Annotated in this window: 18 protein-coding genes; 12 read left to right on the plus strand and 6 right to left on the minus strand. The window is 63.0% G+C overall.

The annotated features are described in order from the left end of the window. The first annotated feature begins 18 nt into the window (after positions 1-18). Positions 19-792, plus strand: coding sequence for a Stf0 family sulfotransferase (locus JG747_RS06750; protein ID WP_202361426.1), 774 nt, complete (start codon positions 19-21; stop codon positions 790-792). Between the two features lie 88 nt (positions 793-880). Beyond that, the gene (locus JG747_RS06755; RefSeq protein ID WP_019861661.1) at positions 881-1621 is read left to right on the plus strand and encodes a class I SAM-dependent methyltransferase; all 741 of its coding nucleotides are present in this window, start codon (positions 881-883) and stop codon (positions 1619-1621) included. Positions 1622-1645: 24 nt separating this feature from the next. Here the strand turns inward: JG747_RS06755 and JG747_RS06760 are convergent, their stop codons facing one another. From JG747_RS06760 to JG747_RS06770, 3 genes are all read right to left on the minus strand, one after another. Further along, positions 1646-3991, minus strand: a complete 2346-nt coding sequence (locus JG747_RS06760; RefSeq protein ID WP_069090324.1) for a response regulator — start codon at positions 3989-3991, stop codon at positions 1646-1648. 112 nt (positions 3992-4103) lie between these two features. Further along, complete coding sequence (locus tag JG747_RS06765; protein WP_019861659.1) at positions 4104-4859, minus strand: SDR family oxidoreductase; 756 nt, start codon at positions 4857-4859, stop codon at positions 4104-4106. 51 nt (positions 4860-4910) lie between these two features. Next, positions 4911-5828, minus strand: coding sequence for a polyprenyl synthetase family protein (locus JG747_RS06770; RefSeq protein ID WP_202361427.1), 918 nt, complete (start codon positions 5826-5828; stop codon positions 4911-4913). Between the two features lie 78 nt (positions 5829-5906). Here JG747_RS06770 and JG747_RS06775 point away from each other — a divergent pair, with 78 nt between their 5' ends. The 8 genes from JG747_RS06775 (at position 5907) to JG747_RS06810 (ending at position 11805) form a co-directional block, all read left to right on the plus strand. Continuing rightward, entirely contained in the window at positions 5907-6668 is a 762-nt protein-coding gene (locus JG747_RS06775) for a biosynthetic peptidoglycan transglycosylase (RefSeq protein WP_019861657.1), read from the plus strand. A gap of 288 nt (positions 6669-6956) precedes the next feature. Further along, complete coding sequence (gene rpmF / locus JG747_RS06780) at positions 6957-7139, plus strand: 50S ribosomal protein L32 (protein ID WP_008834724.1); 183 nt, start codon at positions 6957-6959, stop codon at positions 7137-7139. A gap of 251 nt (positions 7140-7390) precedes the next feature. Continuing rightward, complete coding sequence (locus tag JG747_RS06785; RefSeq protein ID WP_202361428.1) at positions 7391-7987, plus strand: Lrp/AsnC family transcriptional regulator; 597 nt, start codon at positions 7391-7393, stop codon at positions 7985-7987. After that, positions 7980-8837 carry a transporter substrate-binding domain-containing protein gene (locus JG747_RS06790; protein ID WP_038650161.1) on the plus strand — a complete coding sequence of 286 codons (858 nt, stop codon included), beginning with the start codon at positions 7980-7982 and terminating at the stop codon, positions 8835-8837. The genes JG747_RS06785 and JG747_RS06790 overlap by 8 nt, the downstream gene beginning before the upstream one ends. 97 nt (positions 8838-8934) lie before the next feature. Beyond that, positions 8935-9594 (plus strand): amino acid ABC transporter permease, encoded by a 660-nt coding sequence (locus JG747_RS06795; RefSeq protein ID WP_202361429.1) that lies wholly within the window; start codon positions 8935-8937, stop codon positions 9592-9594. Further along, positions 9591-10265, plus strand: a complete 675-nt coding sequence (locus JG747_RS06800; RefSeq protein WP_202361430.1) for an amino acid ABC transporter permease — start codon at positions 9591-9593, stop codon at positions 10263-10265. Before JG747_RS06795 ends, JG747_RS06800 begins: the two co-directional genes overlap by 4 nt. A gap of 30 nt (positions 10266-10295) precedes the next feature. Beyond that, positions 10296-11249, plus strand: a complete 954-nt coding sequence (locus tag JG747_RS06805; protein ID WP_202361431.1) for an agmatinase — start codon at positions 10296-10298, stop codon at positions 11247-11249. Positions 11250-11403: 154 nt separating this feature from the next. After that, on the plus strand, positions 11404-11805 hold the full coding sequence (locus JG747_RS06810; protein ID WP_019861651.1) for a hypothetical protein: 402 nt from the start codon (positions 11404-11406) through the stop codon (positions 11803-11805). Between the two features lie 248 nt (positions 11806-12053). On the opposite strand, the gene JG747_RS06815 is transcribed toward JG747_RS06810, so the two are convergent. The 3 genes from JG747_RS06815 to JG747_RS06825 all read right to left on the minus strand — a co-directional run bounded on the left by JG747_RS06815 (position 12054) and on the right by JG747_RS06825 (position 13510). After that, positions 12054-12485 carry a GlcG/HbpS family heme-binding protein gene (locus JG747_RS06815; RefSeq protein WP_038650156.1) on the minus strand — a complete coding sequence of 144 codons (432 nt, stop codon included), beginning with the start codon at positions 12483-12485 and terminating at the stop codon, positions 12054-12056. A 192-nt stretch (positions 12486-12677) separates the two neighbouring features. Next, a complete protein-coding gene (locus tag JG747_RS06820) occupies positions 12678-12911 on the minus strand; it encodes a hypothetical protein (protein ID WP_020629062.1) in 234 nt (77 codons plus the stop codon). Between the two features lie 77 nt (positions 12912-12988). Beyond that, on the minus strand, positions 12989-13510 hold the full coding sequence (locus JG747_RS06825) for a winged helix-turn-helix transcriptional regulator (protein WP_038650154.1): 522 nt from the start codon (positions 13508-13510) through the stop codon (positions 12989-12991). A 94-nt stretch (positions 13511-13604) separates the two neighbouring features. Between JG747_RS06825 and JG747_RS06830 the strand changes: the two genes are divergently transcribed. Both JG747_RS06830 and JG747_RS06835 read left to right on the plus strand, forming a co-directional pair. Beyond that, complete coding sequence (locus JG747_RS06830; RefSeq protein WP_202361432.1) at positions 13605-14441, plus strand: alpha/beta fold hydrolase; 837 nt, start codon at positions 13605-13607, stop codon at positions 14439-14441. Positions 14442-14544: 103 nt separating this feature from the next. Further along, entirely contained in the window at positions 14545-15201 is a 657-nt protein-coding gene (locus JG747_RS06835) for a glutathione S-transferase family protein (protein WP_064981144.1), read from the plus strand.

Raw genomic sequence — 15201 nt, forward strand, 5'->3', positions numbered from 1 at the left:
CGGGGTTGCCTGCCTGCGATGAACGACGAGGGCAGCGGGATGTTCGACGCCTACATTATCTGCGGCACGCCGAGAACCGGCAGCACCTTGCTGTGCAAGCTCCTGGCATCCACCGGGACATCGGGCGATCCGCACTCCTTCTATCGGCGGCAGGACCTGCCGGAATGGGCCGAGGAGTGGAAACTGCCAGCCCGCGACACGATGGGCGAGCTTGAATTCGACGTTGCCTATCTCGATGCGGCAATCACCGCCGGCAAGGGCGGGACAGGCATCTTCGGCCTGCGCCTGATGCGCGAAAACCTGGATGAGCTTTCGGCGATCCTCGACCGGATTTTCCCAGGGCTGGCGTCGGACGCGGCGCGTTTCGGAAGAGCTTTTGGCCGCATTCTCTACATACATCTGTCGCGTGAGAACAAGCTTGCGCAGGCGATCTCGCTGATCAAGGCACAGCAGACCGGTCTTTGGCACATTGCGCCCGACGGCACCGAGATCGAAAGGGTCGCACCGGCGCAAGAACTCCACTATGATTTCGAGCGGATCAAAGGGGAACTCGCCAAACTCGAAGCCTATGACACGGCGTGGAACATCTGGTTCGCGGCGCAAGGCATAACGCCGCTGCGCATCGGCTACGATCGTCTCTCCGCCGATCCGGCGGCGACCTTGCTGGCCATCTGCGAGGCCCTCGGCGTTCAACCGCCGAATGCCAGGAACATCCGGCCGGGCGTCGCAAAGCTCGCCGACGAGACAAGCCTCGACTGGATGCGCCGCTATCGTCAGGACGCGGCCGGCTGAGTATGGGGCCCGAGCAAGGCCGCAGCCTCGACGGCGGCGTGGATTGCGCCTGTCGCGCATGACAAGCATTTGGGCTATAGGCCGCGGCATGACCGATCCGATCTACAATGATCCCGACTTCGTTCAGTTCTACGACATCGAGAATCAGGATGGCCGCGCCGATTTCGACTATTGCGTCGGTCTTGCCCGGGATGGCGGCTCGGTTCTCGATCTTGGTTGCGGCACGGGTCAACTGGCCGCCGAGATGGCCCAAGGGCGCAACGTCACCGGTGTCGATCCCGCATCGGCCATGCTCGATATCGCGCGACGCAGGACAGGCGGTGACAAGGTCGACTGGGTTGTCGCCGACGCGCGAACGGTGCGGCTCGGGAGACGGTTCGATCTGGTGCTGCTCACCGGTCACGTTTTCCAGGTTTTCCTGACCGACGAGGATCAGCGGGCGGTGCTGCGTACCATCGCCGAACATCTCGGTCCCGGTGGGCGCTTCGTCTTCGACACGCGAAATCCCGCCGTGGAGGCGTGGCTGGAATGGACGCCGCGGCGCTCCGAAAGGATGGTGGAGCATCCTAGCCTTGGCACGGTCAGGGCTTGGTATGATGCCGACTGGGATGCCGCCAGTGCGGTGGTCACCTATTCGACCTTCTATGAAATTCCGGGCGGCAGGCCGATTCTGGGCGCGGAATCGAAAATAGCGTTTCCGAAGAGGGAAGATCTTGCCGGGATGCTGGATGACGCCGGCCTGCTGGTGGAGCAATGGCTCGGCGACTGGCAAGGCGAACCCTATGCGGACACCTCGCCGGAAATCATCCCGATCGGTCGGCTGCGCTGATCAGGCAGCCCGGCCGGATGTATCTCACGCCGTCTTGGCCACCACCGTCTCGCTGAGCCAGGTGCCGATTTTCGTCCCCAGGCGATCGGGCGAAACCGGCTTCGGCAGATAGTCGTCCATGCCGGCATCGATGCACTTGTCGCGATCGCCCTTCAGCGCGTGCGCGGTGACGCCGATGATCGGGATGTGGCCGCCCGACGAGGTCTCGATCGCCCGGATGGCGCGGGTTGCCTCGTAGCCGTTCATCTCGGGCATCGAGACATCCATCAGGATCAGTTTCGGATGCAGCGACCGGTACATCTCGACCGCTGTGCGGCCGTTGCCGGCGATGCGGTAACTCAGACCGAGCCCGTTGAGGATCTGGCCGAACACCAGCTGGTTCACCTCATTGTCCTCGGCGATGAGGATGTCGATCGGGCCGTTCGGCGTGGCGGTCGATTCCGGCGCTGCCATGACCGGCATGGCCGGGCCACGGATGACGGTGAAGGCAGGAGGAGCCGCCTGCGGGACCGGCTTCGGCTGGACCGGTTCGCGGATGAACTGCGCCTTGCCGACCTGCGAGCGGGCCTTCTGGATGACCGAGATGACCGTGCCGAGCAGGACCGCCGAGCGCGCCGGCTTGGTCAGATGCGCCGATATGCCGAAGTCGATGATCATTTTGCCGAAATCGACCTGATCGACCGAGGTCAGGATGACGATCGGAATGGCTGACAGCCGGCTGTCGGCGGCGATGGCCCGGGCGACATCGGCGCCATTCATGCCGGGCATTTGGTAATCGAGGATGATGCAGTCGACGCTGGCGCCGAGCTGGCAGGCCCGATCGAGGAAGGCCAGCCCCACCGCGCCGCTTTCGGCGGCAGCGCAGTCGAAGCTCCAGCTTTTGAGCTGCTCGAGCAGGATTTCGCGGTTGACCGGATTGTCGTCGATGACCAGCACGCGCGCGCCGGTGACGTCGACCGGCACGATCGCATCACGCGCCTCGGCATGATGCACGGGAAGCGGCACCGCGAACCAGAAGACGGAGCCGCGCCCGATCTCGCTCTCGACGCCGATCTTGCCGGCCATCAGGTCGACGAGGCGGGCGGCGATGGCAAGGCCAAGGCCGGTGCCTTCGTGACGCCGGGTCGACGAGCCGTCGACCTGCGCGAATTTCTCGAACACGTTCTGCAGTTTCTCGGCCGGGATGCCGATGCCGGTGTCCTCGACGCGCAGCCTGAGCTGGACGACATCGTTGATGGTTTCGCCGCCGACATCGATCAGCACGTGGCCCTTCTCGGTGAACTTCACCGCATTGCCGACCAGATTGGTGACGATCTGCCGGAAGCGGCCGGCGTCGCCGACGACATGGGCCGGCAGGCGCGGATCGACGCGCACGATCAGTTCGAGGTTCTTCTCGGCGACGCGTGCCGAGACCAGTGTCGCTACGTCCTCGACCGCTTCGGTGAGACGGAAAGGGGCAGGGTCCAGGGTGAGCTGTCCGGCGTTGATCTTGGAGAAATCGAGGATGTCGTTGATGATGGTGAGCAGCGCATTGCCGGATTTGACGATGACGTCGGTGAAGGTCTTCTGGCGCGGGGTCAGTTCGGTCTTGGCCAGCAGTTCGGCCATGCCGAGCACGCCGTTCATCGGCGTGCGGATCTCGTGGCTCATATTGGCAAGGAATTCCGACTTGGCGCGATCGGCGGCCTCGGCCTTGAACAGGGATTCAGCCGACTGGGCAAAGGCGCGGCGGATCGCCTGCTCCATCGGCCGGAAGATCCAGAAGGCGACGATGGCCAGGACGCCGAACAACAGGCCGCTCGCCCACAACAGCAACCGGTCGCTGGACGCGTCGGCCAGATGGCGCTCTTCATCCATCGCGGTGCGGACGCGGACCAGCATCGGCTGAACGAACAGGTCGTTCTGATTGCGGATTTCCCGATAGCTCCATTCATCGGCCTTCTGCGCCACCGACATGAGATTGAAGTTGCGCACCATGTCATGCGCCGACCAGAACAAATCGCCGTTGACCGACGCGGTTTCGAGTTCGTTGAGGGTCTTGGCCGACAGGCGCGAGCGCAGCGCGGCGAACTGGGCGGTCAGCGTGTCGATCTCACCGGTCAGGCGTTCGGAATGGTCGCGGGCCGAAGCGGTCAGCGCATCGCGCGTTTCGTTGCGCCAGGCGGAACCGGTGGTCTCGGCGAAGCTGGTGGCGTTGCGCAGGTCGCGGGTGAAGACGACGAGGTTGCTGCTCAGTGCGTCAACCTCATGACGGAAGGAATTGACACGGTTGAGCGCAACCATGATGGCCGCGGAAGCCAGTGCGAAAATCAGCAATCCTGAAAGATAGCGAATCCGGACAAACCGGATGAAGGAAGAATATTCCGGCATGCGCAACCCCAACACATACGCATTATTTTAACGACCGGGATTACGCTTCATTTACATTAAGATTTCGTTCGCGCGACCGCCGCGATTGCTCGTTCGTACGGCGATGGGGCGATCAGATCGACGCGGTGATGCCGCCGTCGACATAGAGGATATGGCCGTTGACGAAGGACGAGGCGTCGGAGGCCAGGAACACGCAGGCTCCGACCAGTTCCTCCACCTTGCCCCAGCGGCCGGCCGGGGTGCGCTTTTCGAGCCAGCCGCTGAAAGCCGGATCGGCGACAAGGGCGGCATTCAGCGGCGTGTCGAAATAGCCGGGGGCGATGGCGTTGCATTGCAGGCCGTGTTTGGCCCAGTCCGTCGCCATGCCCTTGGTCAGGTTGCCGACCGCGCCCTTCGTCGCCGTGTAAGGGGCGATGCCGGGGCGGGCGAGTGCGGTCTGCACGGAGGCGATGTTGATGATCTTGCCGCGGCCGCGGCTGATCATGTGGCGCGCGACCGCCTGGCCGACATGGAAGACGCTGGCGACATTGGTCTGCAGCAGCCGCTCGAAAGCATCGGCGGGAAAATCCTCGAGCGGCGTGCGGAACTGCATGCCGGCATTGTTGACCAATATGTCGATGGGGCCGCCGGACAGCTCGAAATTGTCGATCGCGGAACGGACACCGTCATGATCGGTCGCGTCGAAAACAAGTGTTTGCGCCCCGGGGATCTGCGCCGCCGCGGCGCCGAGCTTGGCTGCGTCGCGGCCGTTGAGGATCACGTTCGCGCCGGCTTGCGCCAGGCCCTTGGCAAGAGCGAACCCAATGCCTTGCGACGAGCCGGTTACGAGCGCCCGGCGCCCGCTGAGATCGAACAGATTGGCCGGCATCGAAGCTAATCTCCCGTTTGTCTCTCAACCCGCACCGACATCGGCGGGCACTCAGCTGTTGCGCGTCGCGATGAAGGTCGCAGCCTGCTTCAGCAGTGCCGCTTGGTCGCCAAAGGGGTCGAGCAGCGCGTGCGCCTGCCCGACAAGGCCGTGCAACTGGCTGCGCGCCCAGTTCGCGCCATGCAGCGCCACCAGTGTTCCCTTGCCGGCTGCGGCATCCTTGCCGGTCGCCTTGCCCATCTGGCTGGCGTCGGCGGTCAGGTCGAGCAGGTCGTCGGCAAGCTGGAAGGCAAGGCCGATGGCCGAGCCGAATTCGGCCAGTCTTTCGCGGTCCTCGGCCGCAGCGCCAGCGATGATGGCGCCGGCCTCGCAGGCGAAGCGGATCAGCGCGCCAGTCTTCATCGCCTGCAGCGTTATGATGCCTGCCTCGTCGGGCGGCGTCTGCTCGGCTTCGAGGTCGAGCTTCTGGCCACCGACCATGCCGCCGGCTCCGGCCGCACGGGCAAGCGCCAGCACCAAGGCCGCCCGCCGCTCCGCCGGCAGCACGGTTGCCTCGCCGGCGACGATGTCGAAGGCCAGCGTCAGCAAGGCGTCGCCGGCCAGGATCGCGGTTGCCTCGTCGAAGGCCTTGTGCACTGTCGGCTGGCCACGGCGCAGATCATCGTCATCCATCGCCGGCAAATCGTCATGGATCAGCGAATAGCAATGCACGCATTCGAGTGCCGCCGCGACGCGCAGTGCTGCTTCGCCGTCGGCGGAGAAAAGGGCAGCACTTTCCATGACCAGGAAGGGGCGCAGGCGCTTGCCGCCGTTCAGCACGCCATGGCGCATCGCCGCCATCAGGCGATCGGGCCGCGCGATCTCGCCCGAAAGCGGGCGATCGTCGAGCAAGCGCCGCAGCAGCACCTCGACGGCCGCTGCCCGCCTGATGAGCGCCATTTCGAACGCCATTTCGTCGTCATTCGTCATGGTCGGGACCGGTAGCCGACACTCAGACGTTGCGCAAGAAGGCAAGCGCCATTATGCCGGAGCGAGGAGAAGCACGGGTTGGGCGGCTTGGCGGAACCGATCGTCGATCATGAAACCGAAAAGCTGGACATGGCGACGAGATCGCGCGGCTTGAACCGCCGCGGTCTCAGGCGCTGGGTCCGGCGCGGCCTTGTCGTGGCCGCGGTGCTGGCGCTCATCCCGACAGTGCTGACCTTCCTTTACCTACCGTCCTTCGTGCACCCGGTATCGACGCTGATGCTGAAGGACCTGGCGACTTTCTCCGGCTATGACCGGCGCTGGGTGTCGATCGACGATGTCGCGCCGGTTCTGGCCCATTCCGTCATCATGTCGGAGGACGGGCAGTTCTGCTTCCACCGCGGCGTCGATCTCGGCGAATTGCGCGGCGTCGTCGACGATGCGCTGGCCGGCGAGGCGACGCGCGGCGCCTCGACCATCACCATGCAGACGGTGAAGAACCTTTTTCTCTGGTCGCGCCCACTGGGCTCGGTGCGCAAGGTCGTCGAACTGCCGCTGGCGGTCTATTTCGACGCGGTGATGTCGAAGCGCCGCATCATGGAGATCTATCTCAACATCGCCGAATGGGGGCCGGGCATCTACGGCATCGAGGCGGCGGCGCAGCACCATTTCGGCATTCCGGCAAAACAGCTGTCGCGCCGGCAGGCCGCACTTCTCGCCGTCACCTTGCCCAATCCGATCGCCCGCAATCCGGCCAAACCCGGGCCGGGCCTCAGACGGCTCGCCAATCTGATCGAGCGGCGCGCCGGCCGCTCCGGCGCCTATGTCGGCTGTCTGGAGTAGGGCGTGTCGATGTTCAGGTGATGCCGGCCTGCAAACGGCTGACACCTGCGCTTCCGGTGCTCACGTACTTCAAGTACGCTCCGCTCCGGTTCTCGGTATCCTCGTTTTCGACTCGGCCTGACCTGAACCTCAACACGCCCTAGCCTAGCCGACTCAAAAAAATTCATGGCAGCGCTGGCCAAAACGGTGTCAGGCGTGTATAGGCACCCGACTTTCTCAGATTTAGGCCCCGACATGGCCCTTTCACGAGGGCGGGCGGGGCTTTTGACCATGTAGTGGAGCATATCCATGGCCGTTCCGAAACGCAAAACCTCTCCGTCCAAGCGCGGCATGCGCCGCTCGGCCGACGCCCTCAAGGCCCCGACCTATGTCGAGGACAAGAATTCCGGCGAAATGCGCCGTCCGCATCACATCGACCTGAAGACCGGCATGTATCGCGGTCGCCAGGTGCTGACCCCCAAGGAAAGCTGAAACCAGCTTTTTTGAAGGATTGAGTTACAAAGGACCGGCCTCTGGCCGGTCTTTTTGCGTTTGGCGAACCTTAACGGGCTCGGGCTACGACCTCCATCCCGAGGATCCTGATCGGCAGCTTGAAGCTGCCTCCAACGGCGTGGCCAAGCGTGTCGGATTGGCGCGCCGCTTGATCCTCTCTGCCTTACGACCATCGACGCGACTTCCCCAAATCAAACCAGCATCATTGCGACCATTGAATCCTGTGCTCGTTGTTTTTCGACGCGGGTGGGATTGTCATGGATGGTTTCTTATGCAATTTTCTTAATAATAGTCGGAAATCGACACCAATGGGGAATTGCATGTGGGATTTCGTCAGCACGAGTGATCTCGACGACACCGAGCAGGCGGTGCTTTCCCAGCTCAAGGTCGATGGACGGATGTCGAGCGTCGATATTGCTAAGCGCATCGGCGTCACCGAAGCGACAGTGCGGCGCAAGATGGCGCGCGTCCTCGAGGATCCGGACATCTGCATCCAGGCGGTCGTGCGCCCCTTGCGCAGCGATGTCGGCATCGCTGCCATTGTTGGGTTCGACGTCGACCGCGAGCACATCATCAGCGTCGCCCGGAAACTGTCGGAATACTCGTTCGTCGACAGCGTCTACGCCATGACCGGGCCGTTCGACATCATCATCCAACTCACTTTGCCATCGACGACCAGCCTGCACGACTTCCTCGTCAGCGAACTGGCGAACGTTCCCGGAATCAAGGATTCCGAGAGCTACATGATCGGCCGCGTGTTCAAGCACTCAGGCCGGGCCTACCAGCGCAGCAAAACCGAAGAAAAAAAAGAGGGTAACAATGGGTGAGTTCCTGTCCGCATCGCGCCGCCGCGTCCTGTCTCTGCTTGCCGCCGCGCCGCTCTTCCTGTCCTTCGCATCCGCCGCTCATGCCGATGGGCTGGTCGACCAGATCAAGCAGCGCGGCACAATCGTCGTCGGCACCGAGGCTGCCTTCGAACCGTTCGAGTTCGTCCGTGACGGCCAGATCGTCGGCTACAACAAGGACATTCTTGACTACGTCGTCAGCCAGCTCGGCGTGAAGCTCGACCAGCTCAATCTGCCCTTCCAGGGCCTGCTGCCGGGCCTGCTGGCCAAGAAGTTCGACCTGATGGCGACGTCGACCGGCATCAACGCCGAGCGGGCGGCGAAATACGCCTACACAAGGCCGACGGGCTCGTTCGAGAACGTCATCGTCGTTCGTGCCGACGAGGAGCGCATAAAGAAACCCGAAGACATCAACGGCATGGTGGTGGCGACGCAGCTTGCTTCTTCAGTGCAGCCGGTCATCGAGGCCTATGACAAGGAGCTCAAGGACAAGGGCGGCAAGGGGGTCGGCGAGCTGAAGCTGTTCACCTCCTTCCCCGAGACGCATGTCGCTCTCGCCTCCGGCCAGGTCGATGCAATCGTCATCGCCTCGCCTTCGGCGGCGGTGCTGATGAAGAACGTCCCGGACACCTACAAGGTGGTCGGCTCGATCGGCGAGTTCTCCTACCTGTCCTGGGTGGTACGGCCAGAGGACAAGGACCTGCGTGAATTCATCAACGCCAAGATCGGCGAGCTGAAGGACAGCGGCAAGTTGAAGGAGCTGCAGCTGAAATGGTTCGGCTTCGAAATGAAGACGCCAGACCAGGGCTATCTTCCGCCCGGCGCGCTCTGAGCTCTCGCGACCCCTGAACTTGTCTGGCGCGGCGCAAGCGATGGGCTGTCGTGGCCATCGACGGCGCCAGGCGGTGCTCCTCCGTTCGAGCTGAAAAATGCTTCATTTTTCAAAGACGCTGACCTTCCTGCCGCAATTCTTCACCGGCGCCGGCATCACGCTCGGCGTCTCGGCGCTGGGGTTCATCGTCGGCACAGTGATCGGCTTCGGCCTGCTCGCCTGCGGCCGGTCGCGCTGGCGGGTGGTCCGCTGGATCGGCGCGCTCTACACCAGCTTCATCCGTGGCACGCCACTGATCGTGCAGATTTTCGTCGTCTACTACGTGCTGCCGGGCCTGGTCGGCATCGACTTGCCGCCGCTTCTGGCGGGCGTTCTGGCGCTCAGCTTCAACAGCGCGGCCTTCGTCGCCGAAATCCTGCGTGCCGGGCTGACCCGCATTCCCGCCGGCCAGTATGAGGCGGCCGAGGCGCTCGGCCTGAAGCCTGTCGTGACCTGGTTCAAGATCATCATGCCGCAGCTGTTCCGCGCCATCATTCCGCCGATGGTCAACGAGTTCACCATGCTGGTGAAGGCCTCGTCCATCCTGTCGGTGATCGCGGTAGTCGAGCTGACCCGCACCGCGCAAAACATCATGAATGTCACCTATCGGCCGGTCGAAGCGTTCTGCGTGGCGGCGGTGTTGTATTTCATCGTGCTGTTCTCCTGCAGCCTTTTGACCCGGCATCTGGAGCGCAACGCGGAGGGAGCGCGCGCATGACGTTCGACTTCTCCGTCATCGCGGACAATTGGCAGATCCTAGCCAAGGGCTTTGGCACCACGGTGCTGATGTGCACCGTGTCGCTGCCGCTCGGCTTCGCGCTCGGGGTCGTGCTGGCGCTGGTCAAGTTGAGGGGCGGGCGGCTGCCGGCTGCCGTCGTCTCGGCCTACGTCGAAATCTTCCGCAACATCCCGTTCCTGATCCAGATCTTCCTCCTGTTCTATGCCCTGCCGATGTTCGGCATCCGGCTTTCGCCGGTAGTGGTTTCGATCGGCGCGCTGTCGGCCTATGCCAGCGCCTATTCCGCCGAGATCATCAGAGGCGCGATCCAGTCCATCTCTTATGGCCAGGTCGAAGCCGGCTATGCGTTGGGGCTGCGCTACCTCACCATCTTCCGCAAGATACTGATACCGCAGGTGCTCGGCTACATCCTGCCGGCCGCCACCAATCTCACCATCACGCTGATCAAGGAATCGGCAATCCTGTCGGCGATCACGGTTACCGAACTCACCTACATGGCCCAGAACATCATCGGCCGCACCTTCTCGCCGGTGGAGATCTTCACCGCCATCGCATTGCTGTACTGGGGTTTGACCGCCCTCGTCGCGGCAGTCTCTCGCAGCCTGGAGCACAGGCTGCAGCCGCATCTCGCAGCCCGCCGTGGCGCCTGATCCAAAAGCCTTCAATGCAGAGGAGACCTCATGTCCAAACTCACCACCTCGCCTCGCGATGTCTTCCAGACATTCCTGAACTTCCCGCTGGTCGAGGATCTCGACACGCTGAAGGCCGATGTAGCCATCATTGGCATGCCCTATGGCGATCCCTATACGATCGACGAGCTGATCAACGACCAGACCAACGCGCCGACGGCGGTGCGGCGCGCCTCGCAGCGCATCAGCCAGGGGCTCGACCGCTATGATTTCGACATTGGCGGGCCGGTCTTCGCCGGCCAGGACATCAAGCTGGTCGATGTCGGCGACGTGCCCGGCAATGCCGCGGATCATGTCGGGCACTACAAGAGAGCTGAGGCGGCGATCCGAAAGATCCGCGCCGCCGGCGCCCTGCCGATAACCATTGGCGGCGACCATGGCATTCCGATCCCGATCTTCCGTGCGTTCGACGGCGAAGGCCCGATCACGCTGGTGCAGCTCGACGCCCATCTCGACTGGCGCGACAATGTCAACGGCGTTAAGGAGGGTTATTCCAGCACCATCCGCCGGGCCTCGGAGATGGCGCATATCAAGCACATCTTTCAGGTCGGCATTCGTGGCCAGGGCAGCGCACGCACCGAAGAGGTTGAGGCGGCCCGCGCCTACGGCGCCAACATCATCACCACCAATGAATGGCAGGATATCGGTACAGCGGCGCTGCTCAAACGCATTCCAGACGGCGGCCGCTACTACCTCACCATCGATGCCGACGGACTTGACCCGGCGGTTATGCCGGCGGTTGAGGGGCCGCAGCCGGGCGGCATCAGCTACCGCCAGACGATCGAGCTGATCCAGGGGCTGGTCGGCAAGGGCCGTCTCGTCGGCATGGATATCGTCGAAATCGCGCCGGCGCGCGATGTCAACGAGATCACCTCGATGACGGCGGGCCATATCATCCTCAATGTCATCGGGGCCGCCGTGCGCGCCGGTTACTTCAAGCGCTGAGCCTCTGGCTCAAGCTTGCACCATGTCGACCGGGCAACCGGCTGACATGGTTGTTGCATCCGGTCTTCGACCGTGTTTGCGGCTTCGCACGAAAAATCTTGACGGCGTGGCTGTGGCGCATTCTACAGAAGGTGCCCCCATATGGAGACGCCAGATGTTCGGTGCCGTCCCGCTCTTGATCGTGCCTTTCATTCTCTACAATCTTGGCCTGCTCGGAATTTTCGGCGGCGGCGACGACCCGTGGGGGAGCGAGATCTTCTCGTTCCGCATGATGTCGGGCGGGGTGTTCTCGATGACGCTCGGCGACCTGATGATACTGATCGCGCTGATCTTCCTGTTCCTCGAAATGGTGAAGTCGGCGCGCACGACCAGCGCCTCGATCATGGACCATCTCCTGTCGACGCTGGTCTTCGTCGCCTTCCTGGTCGAATTCCTGCTGGTCAAGGGCGCGGCGCACTCGATCTTCTTCACGCTGATGATCATCGCGCTGTTCGACGTGATGGCCGGGTTCGCGGTGTCGATGCGGTCGGCGAGCCGCGACATCAATTTGAATTAGGTCCTCAGCGCAGACGTTTGGCTGGCGCTTGCGCTGACAGTCGGCGGAAACGTCCATTGGGTCGTCATCCTGGGGCGTAGCAAGGAGCGTAGCGACGCAGCGCAGACCCCAGGATCCATGCCGGGACTCCGAAGCGTCGCCACGGTCCAGAATTCTCCTCCGTTGTACCCGTCAGCAAGGTCGCGGAATGGATCCTCGGGTCTCCGCGACGGAGCTTCGCTCCAGCTCCGCCCGTGGATGACGAAGTTTCAGCCCGGATCCGCGGTGAAACCGGCGGCCTCGATGCCGGCGATGGCCGCGGCCTCGTCATTGTCCGACGTGTCGCCCGAAATGCCAACGGCGCCGATGATAGTGCCGGCCTTGTCACGGATCAGCACGCCGCCGACGACCGGCAGCACACGTCCACCCGACACATCCGAGATGCCGGCGACCAGATGCGGGCGCTCCTTGGCGAAGGCCTCGACCTTGCGCGAGCCCATGCCGATGGCCAGCGCGCCATAGGCCTTGCCCGCCGACATTTGCGGGCGCAGGAAAGAGGCGCCGTCCTGGCGCTCGAAGGCGACCAGATGGCCGCCGGCGTCAAGGACTGAGACGCCGAGCGGCTTGAGCTTGAGTTCAGCGCCCTTGGCGAAGGCGGCATCGATGATTTGCCGGGCTTTTTCGAGCGGCAGTGCGGTCATGGCAATCTCCTGTTGGGAAGGGGACAATCATCGACGGTCAGCCGGCCGAAGCAATCCCGGTTTCGGTTGAAATTGCTTCTTGTGAAGCGGTGGGATGAGGGGCCGCTGCCGCCAGGGCGGTGCCGGCGAGCGACTGGATCGACAGGCGAACGGTGTCGGCGGGTCAGGCCGGGTTGCCGAAGGGCCGTGCGGCTATTTCTTCTTGGCGCGGGCAGGCTTCTTGGCGGGCGCCGCCGGCGCGTTGGCTAGGTCTTCGGCTTCCTTGGCCAGCCGCAGAGCCCGCAGCTTGTCGGTCTTGGCCTTGCGGGCGTCGCTCTCGGCGGCATATTCCGCCATCGCCTTCTGGCGGACGGTGGCCGCCTCTTCCTGCTTCTTGAAGCGCAGATCGGCGCGCGCGCGGGCGGCATCCCGAGAGTTCTCAACCAAGACCTTATCCAATCCCGTGAATTGTGGTTTCTGCTTCTTCTAGCAGAGCCGGCCTCGAAACGGGGGAAAATAGTTGGTTAGGCGGCCGGGCTGGCGCCGAGAGCCTTGCCGGCGACCACGGCTTGATAGGCGGCCTGCAGGGTCGCACGGACAGAAGGACCGGATGCCGTGTCGAGTGCCATACCCAGATGCTCATGGCGCAACTCGTCCATGAATTTCTCCCACATTGGCGGTCCGCCCTTTTCCAGCAGTTCGGCGCGGATCGAGAGTTCCTCGCTGGTTGGCAGCCAGACGCGGCCCCAAGCGCCGAGATGGGCCAGGATCGGCACCAGCGTGATGGCCATCTCGGTCAGGCTGTAGATCGCCTTCTGCTTGTGACTGGGATCGTCGGCCTTGGTCAGCATGCCCAACTCCATCAGCCGCTTCAGCCGGTCGGCAAGGATGTTGGAGGCAATGCCTTCGATCGATCCGTTGAGCAGTTCGCGGAAATGCCGCCTGCCGCCAAAAATCATATCGCGAAGGATGATCAGGCTCCAGCGGTCGCCGAACACTTCCAGCGACAGGTTGATCGGGCAGCCGGACCGGCGATCGAGGCTCATTCGATTCTCTCCACGCAAAACCAGTTGCATTATCGTATCAGTTTTATTATGGTGCAACCGATTGCAAAATGCAATCAGATTAGGAGACTGAGTGATGACGACGATCAATCGCGCCGAGATCAAATCCGAAGTCTTCGGCGATCCCGAAAATCCCGCGCTGCTTTTGATCATGGGCGCGATGGCCTCGATGCTGTGGTGGCCGGAGGCGTTTTGCCGGGAGCTGGCGGATGCCGGCTTGTATGTGATCCGCTACGACAATCGCGATACCGGCCGTTCGACCAAATATCCGCCCGGCAAGCCGCCCTACACATTCGACGACATGGCGGACGATGCGATTGGTGTGCTCGACAGCCACGGCATCGGGAAGGCCCATGTCGCCGGCATGTCGATGGGCGGCATGATCGCGCAACTCGTGGCGCTCAAGCACCCCTCCCGTGTCGCGTCGCTGACGGTGATCAGCAGTTCGCCGGTGGGGATGGACACTTCGCATCTGCCGCAGACAACCGACGCCTATATCGAGCACTCGGCCGCGGGCGCCGATGTCGACTGGTCGGACTGCGGCCAGGTGATCGATTTCGTGGTCAAGGATGCGCGGGCGATCGCCAGCACCATACATCCGTTCGACGAAGCCCGAATGAGAGCCTTCATCGAACAGGACTACGAGCGCTCCGGCGGGTTCCTGAGTGCAACCAATCATTTTTCACTCAAGGGTGGCGATGCGTGGAAGGGGCGGTTGCCGGAGATGGCCGCGCCACTGCTGATCATCCATGGCACTTCAGATCCGATCTTTCCGGTCGAACATGGCGAGGCGCTGGCCAAAACGGTCGCCGGCGCGAAACTCCTTCGTATCGCGGGCGGCGGCCATGAGCTTCATCCGCAAGACTGGCCCGACATAGAAGCCGCCATCGTCGCCCATATCAGGTCCAACTAAACCATCGCAGGCGGTCTTGACGGGCAAGGCATGTCGCAATAGTTAAGTAAATGCTTCAGTGTTGATCTCCCGATCGACGAACCACGAAACAGAAGAGCAAAGAATGTCCCTGACGCTGCATTTCCATCCGCTGGCCTCTTTCTGCTGGAAGCCGCTGATCGCGCTCTACGAGAACGCCACCGCCTTCAACCCGGTCATCGTCGATCTCGGCGACGAGCACTCGCGAGCGGCTTTCCTGAAGATATCGCCGAGCGGCAAGATGCCGGCGCTGCGCGACGATGCGCGCGGCCGCACGGTGCTGGAATCGACCATCGTCGTGGAATATCTGGCCGCGCACTATCCGGGGCCGGTCGAACTCGTTCCCGCCGACATTGACCTGGCGCTGGCGGTCCGCCAGGCCGACCGCTTCTATGATTTCTATGTGCAGGAGCCGATGCAGAAGATCGTTGGCGACCGGTTGCGACCGCAAGACAAAACCGATCCGTTCGGCGTCGAGCAGGCGCGCGGCCAGCTGCGCAATTCCTACGCCATCGTCGAGCAGGAGATGCAGTCGAAGACCTGGGCGGTGGGCGACGCCTTCAGCCTGGCCGATTGCGCGGCGTCTCCGGCACTCTTCTATGCCAACAAGGTCGAGCCGTTCGGTGACAAATATCCCGCCGTGAAGCGCTATCACGACCGCCTGCTGCAGCGCCCTGCCTTTGCCAGGGTGATCGAGGAGGCGCAGCCCTACTTCAAGTTCTTCCCCTACAATGACGGCTGA

Source organism: Mesorhizobium sp. 131-3-5, assembly GCF_016756575.1.
In the GTDB taxonomy this organism is placed as follows: Bacteria; Pseudomonadota; Alphaproteobacteria; order Rhizobiales; family Rhizobiaceae; genus Mesorhizobium; species Mesorhizobium jarvisii.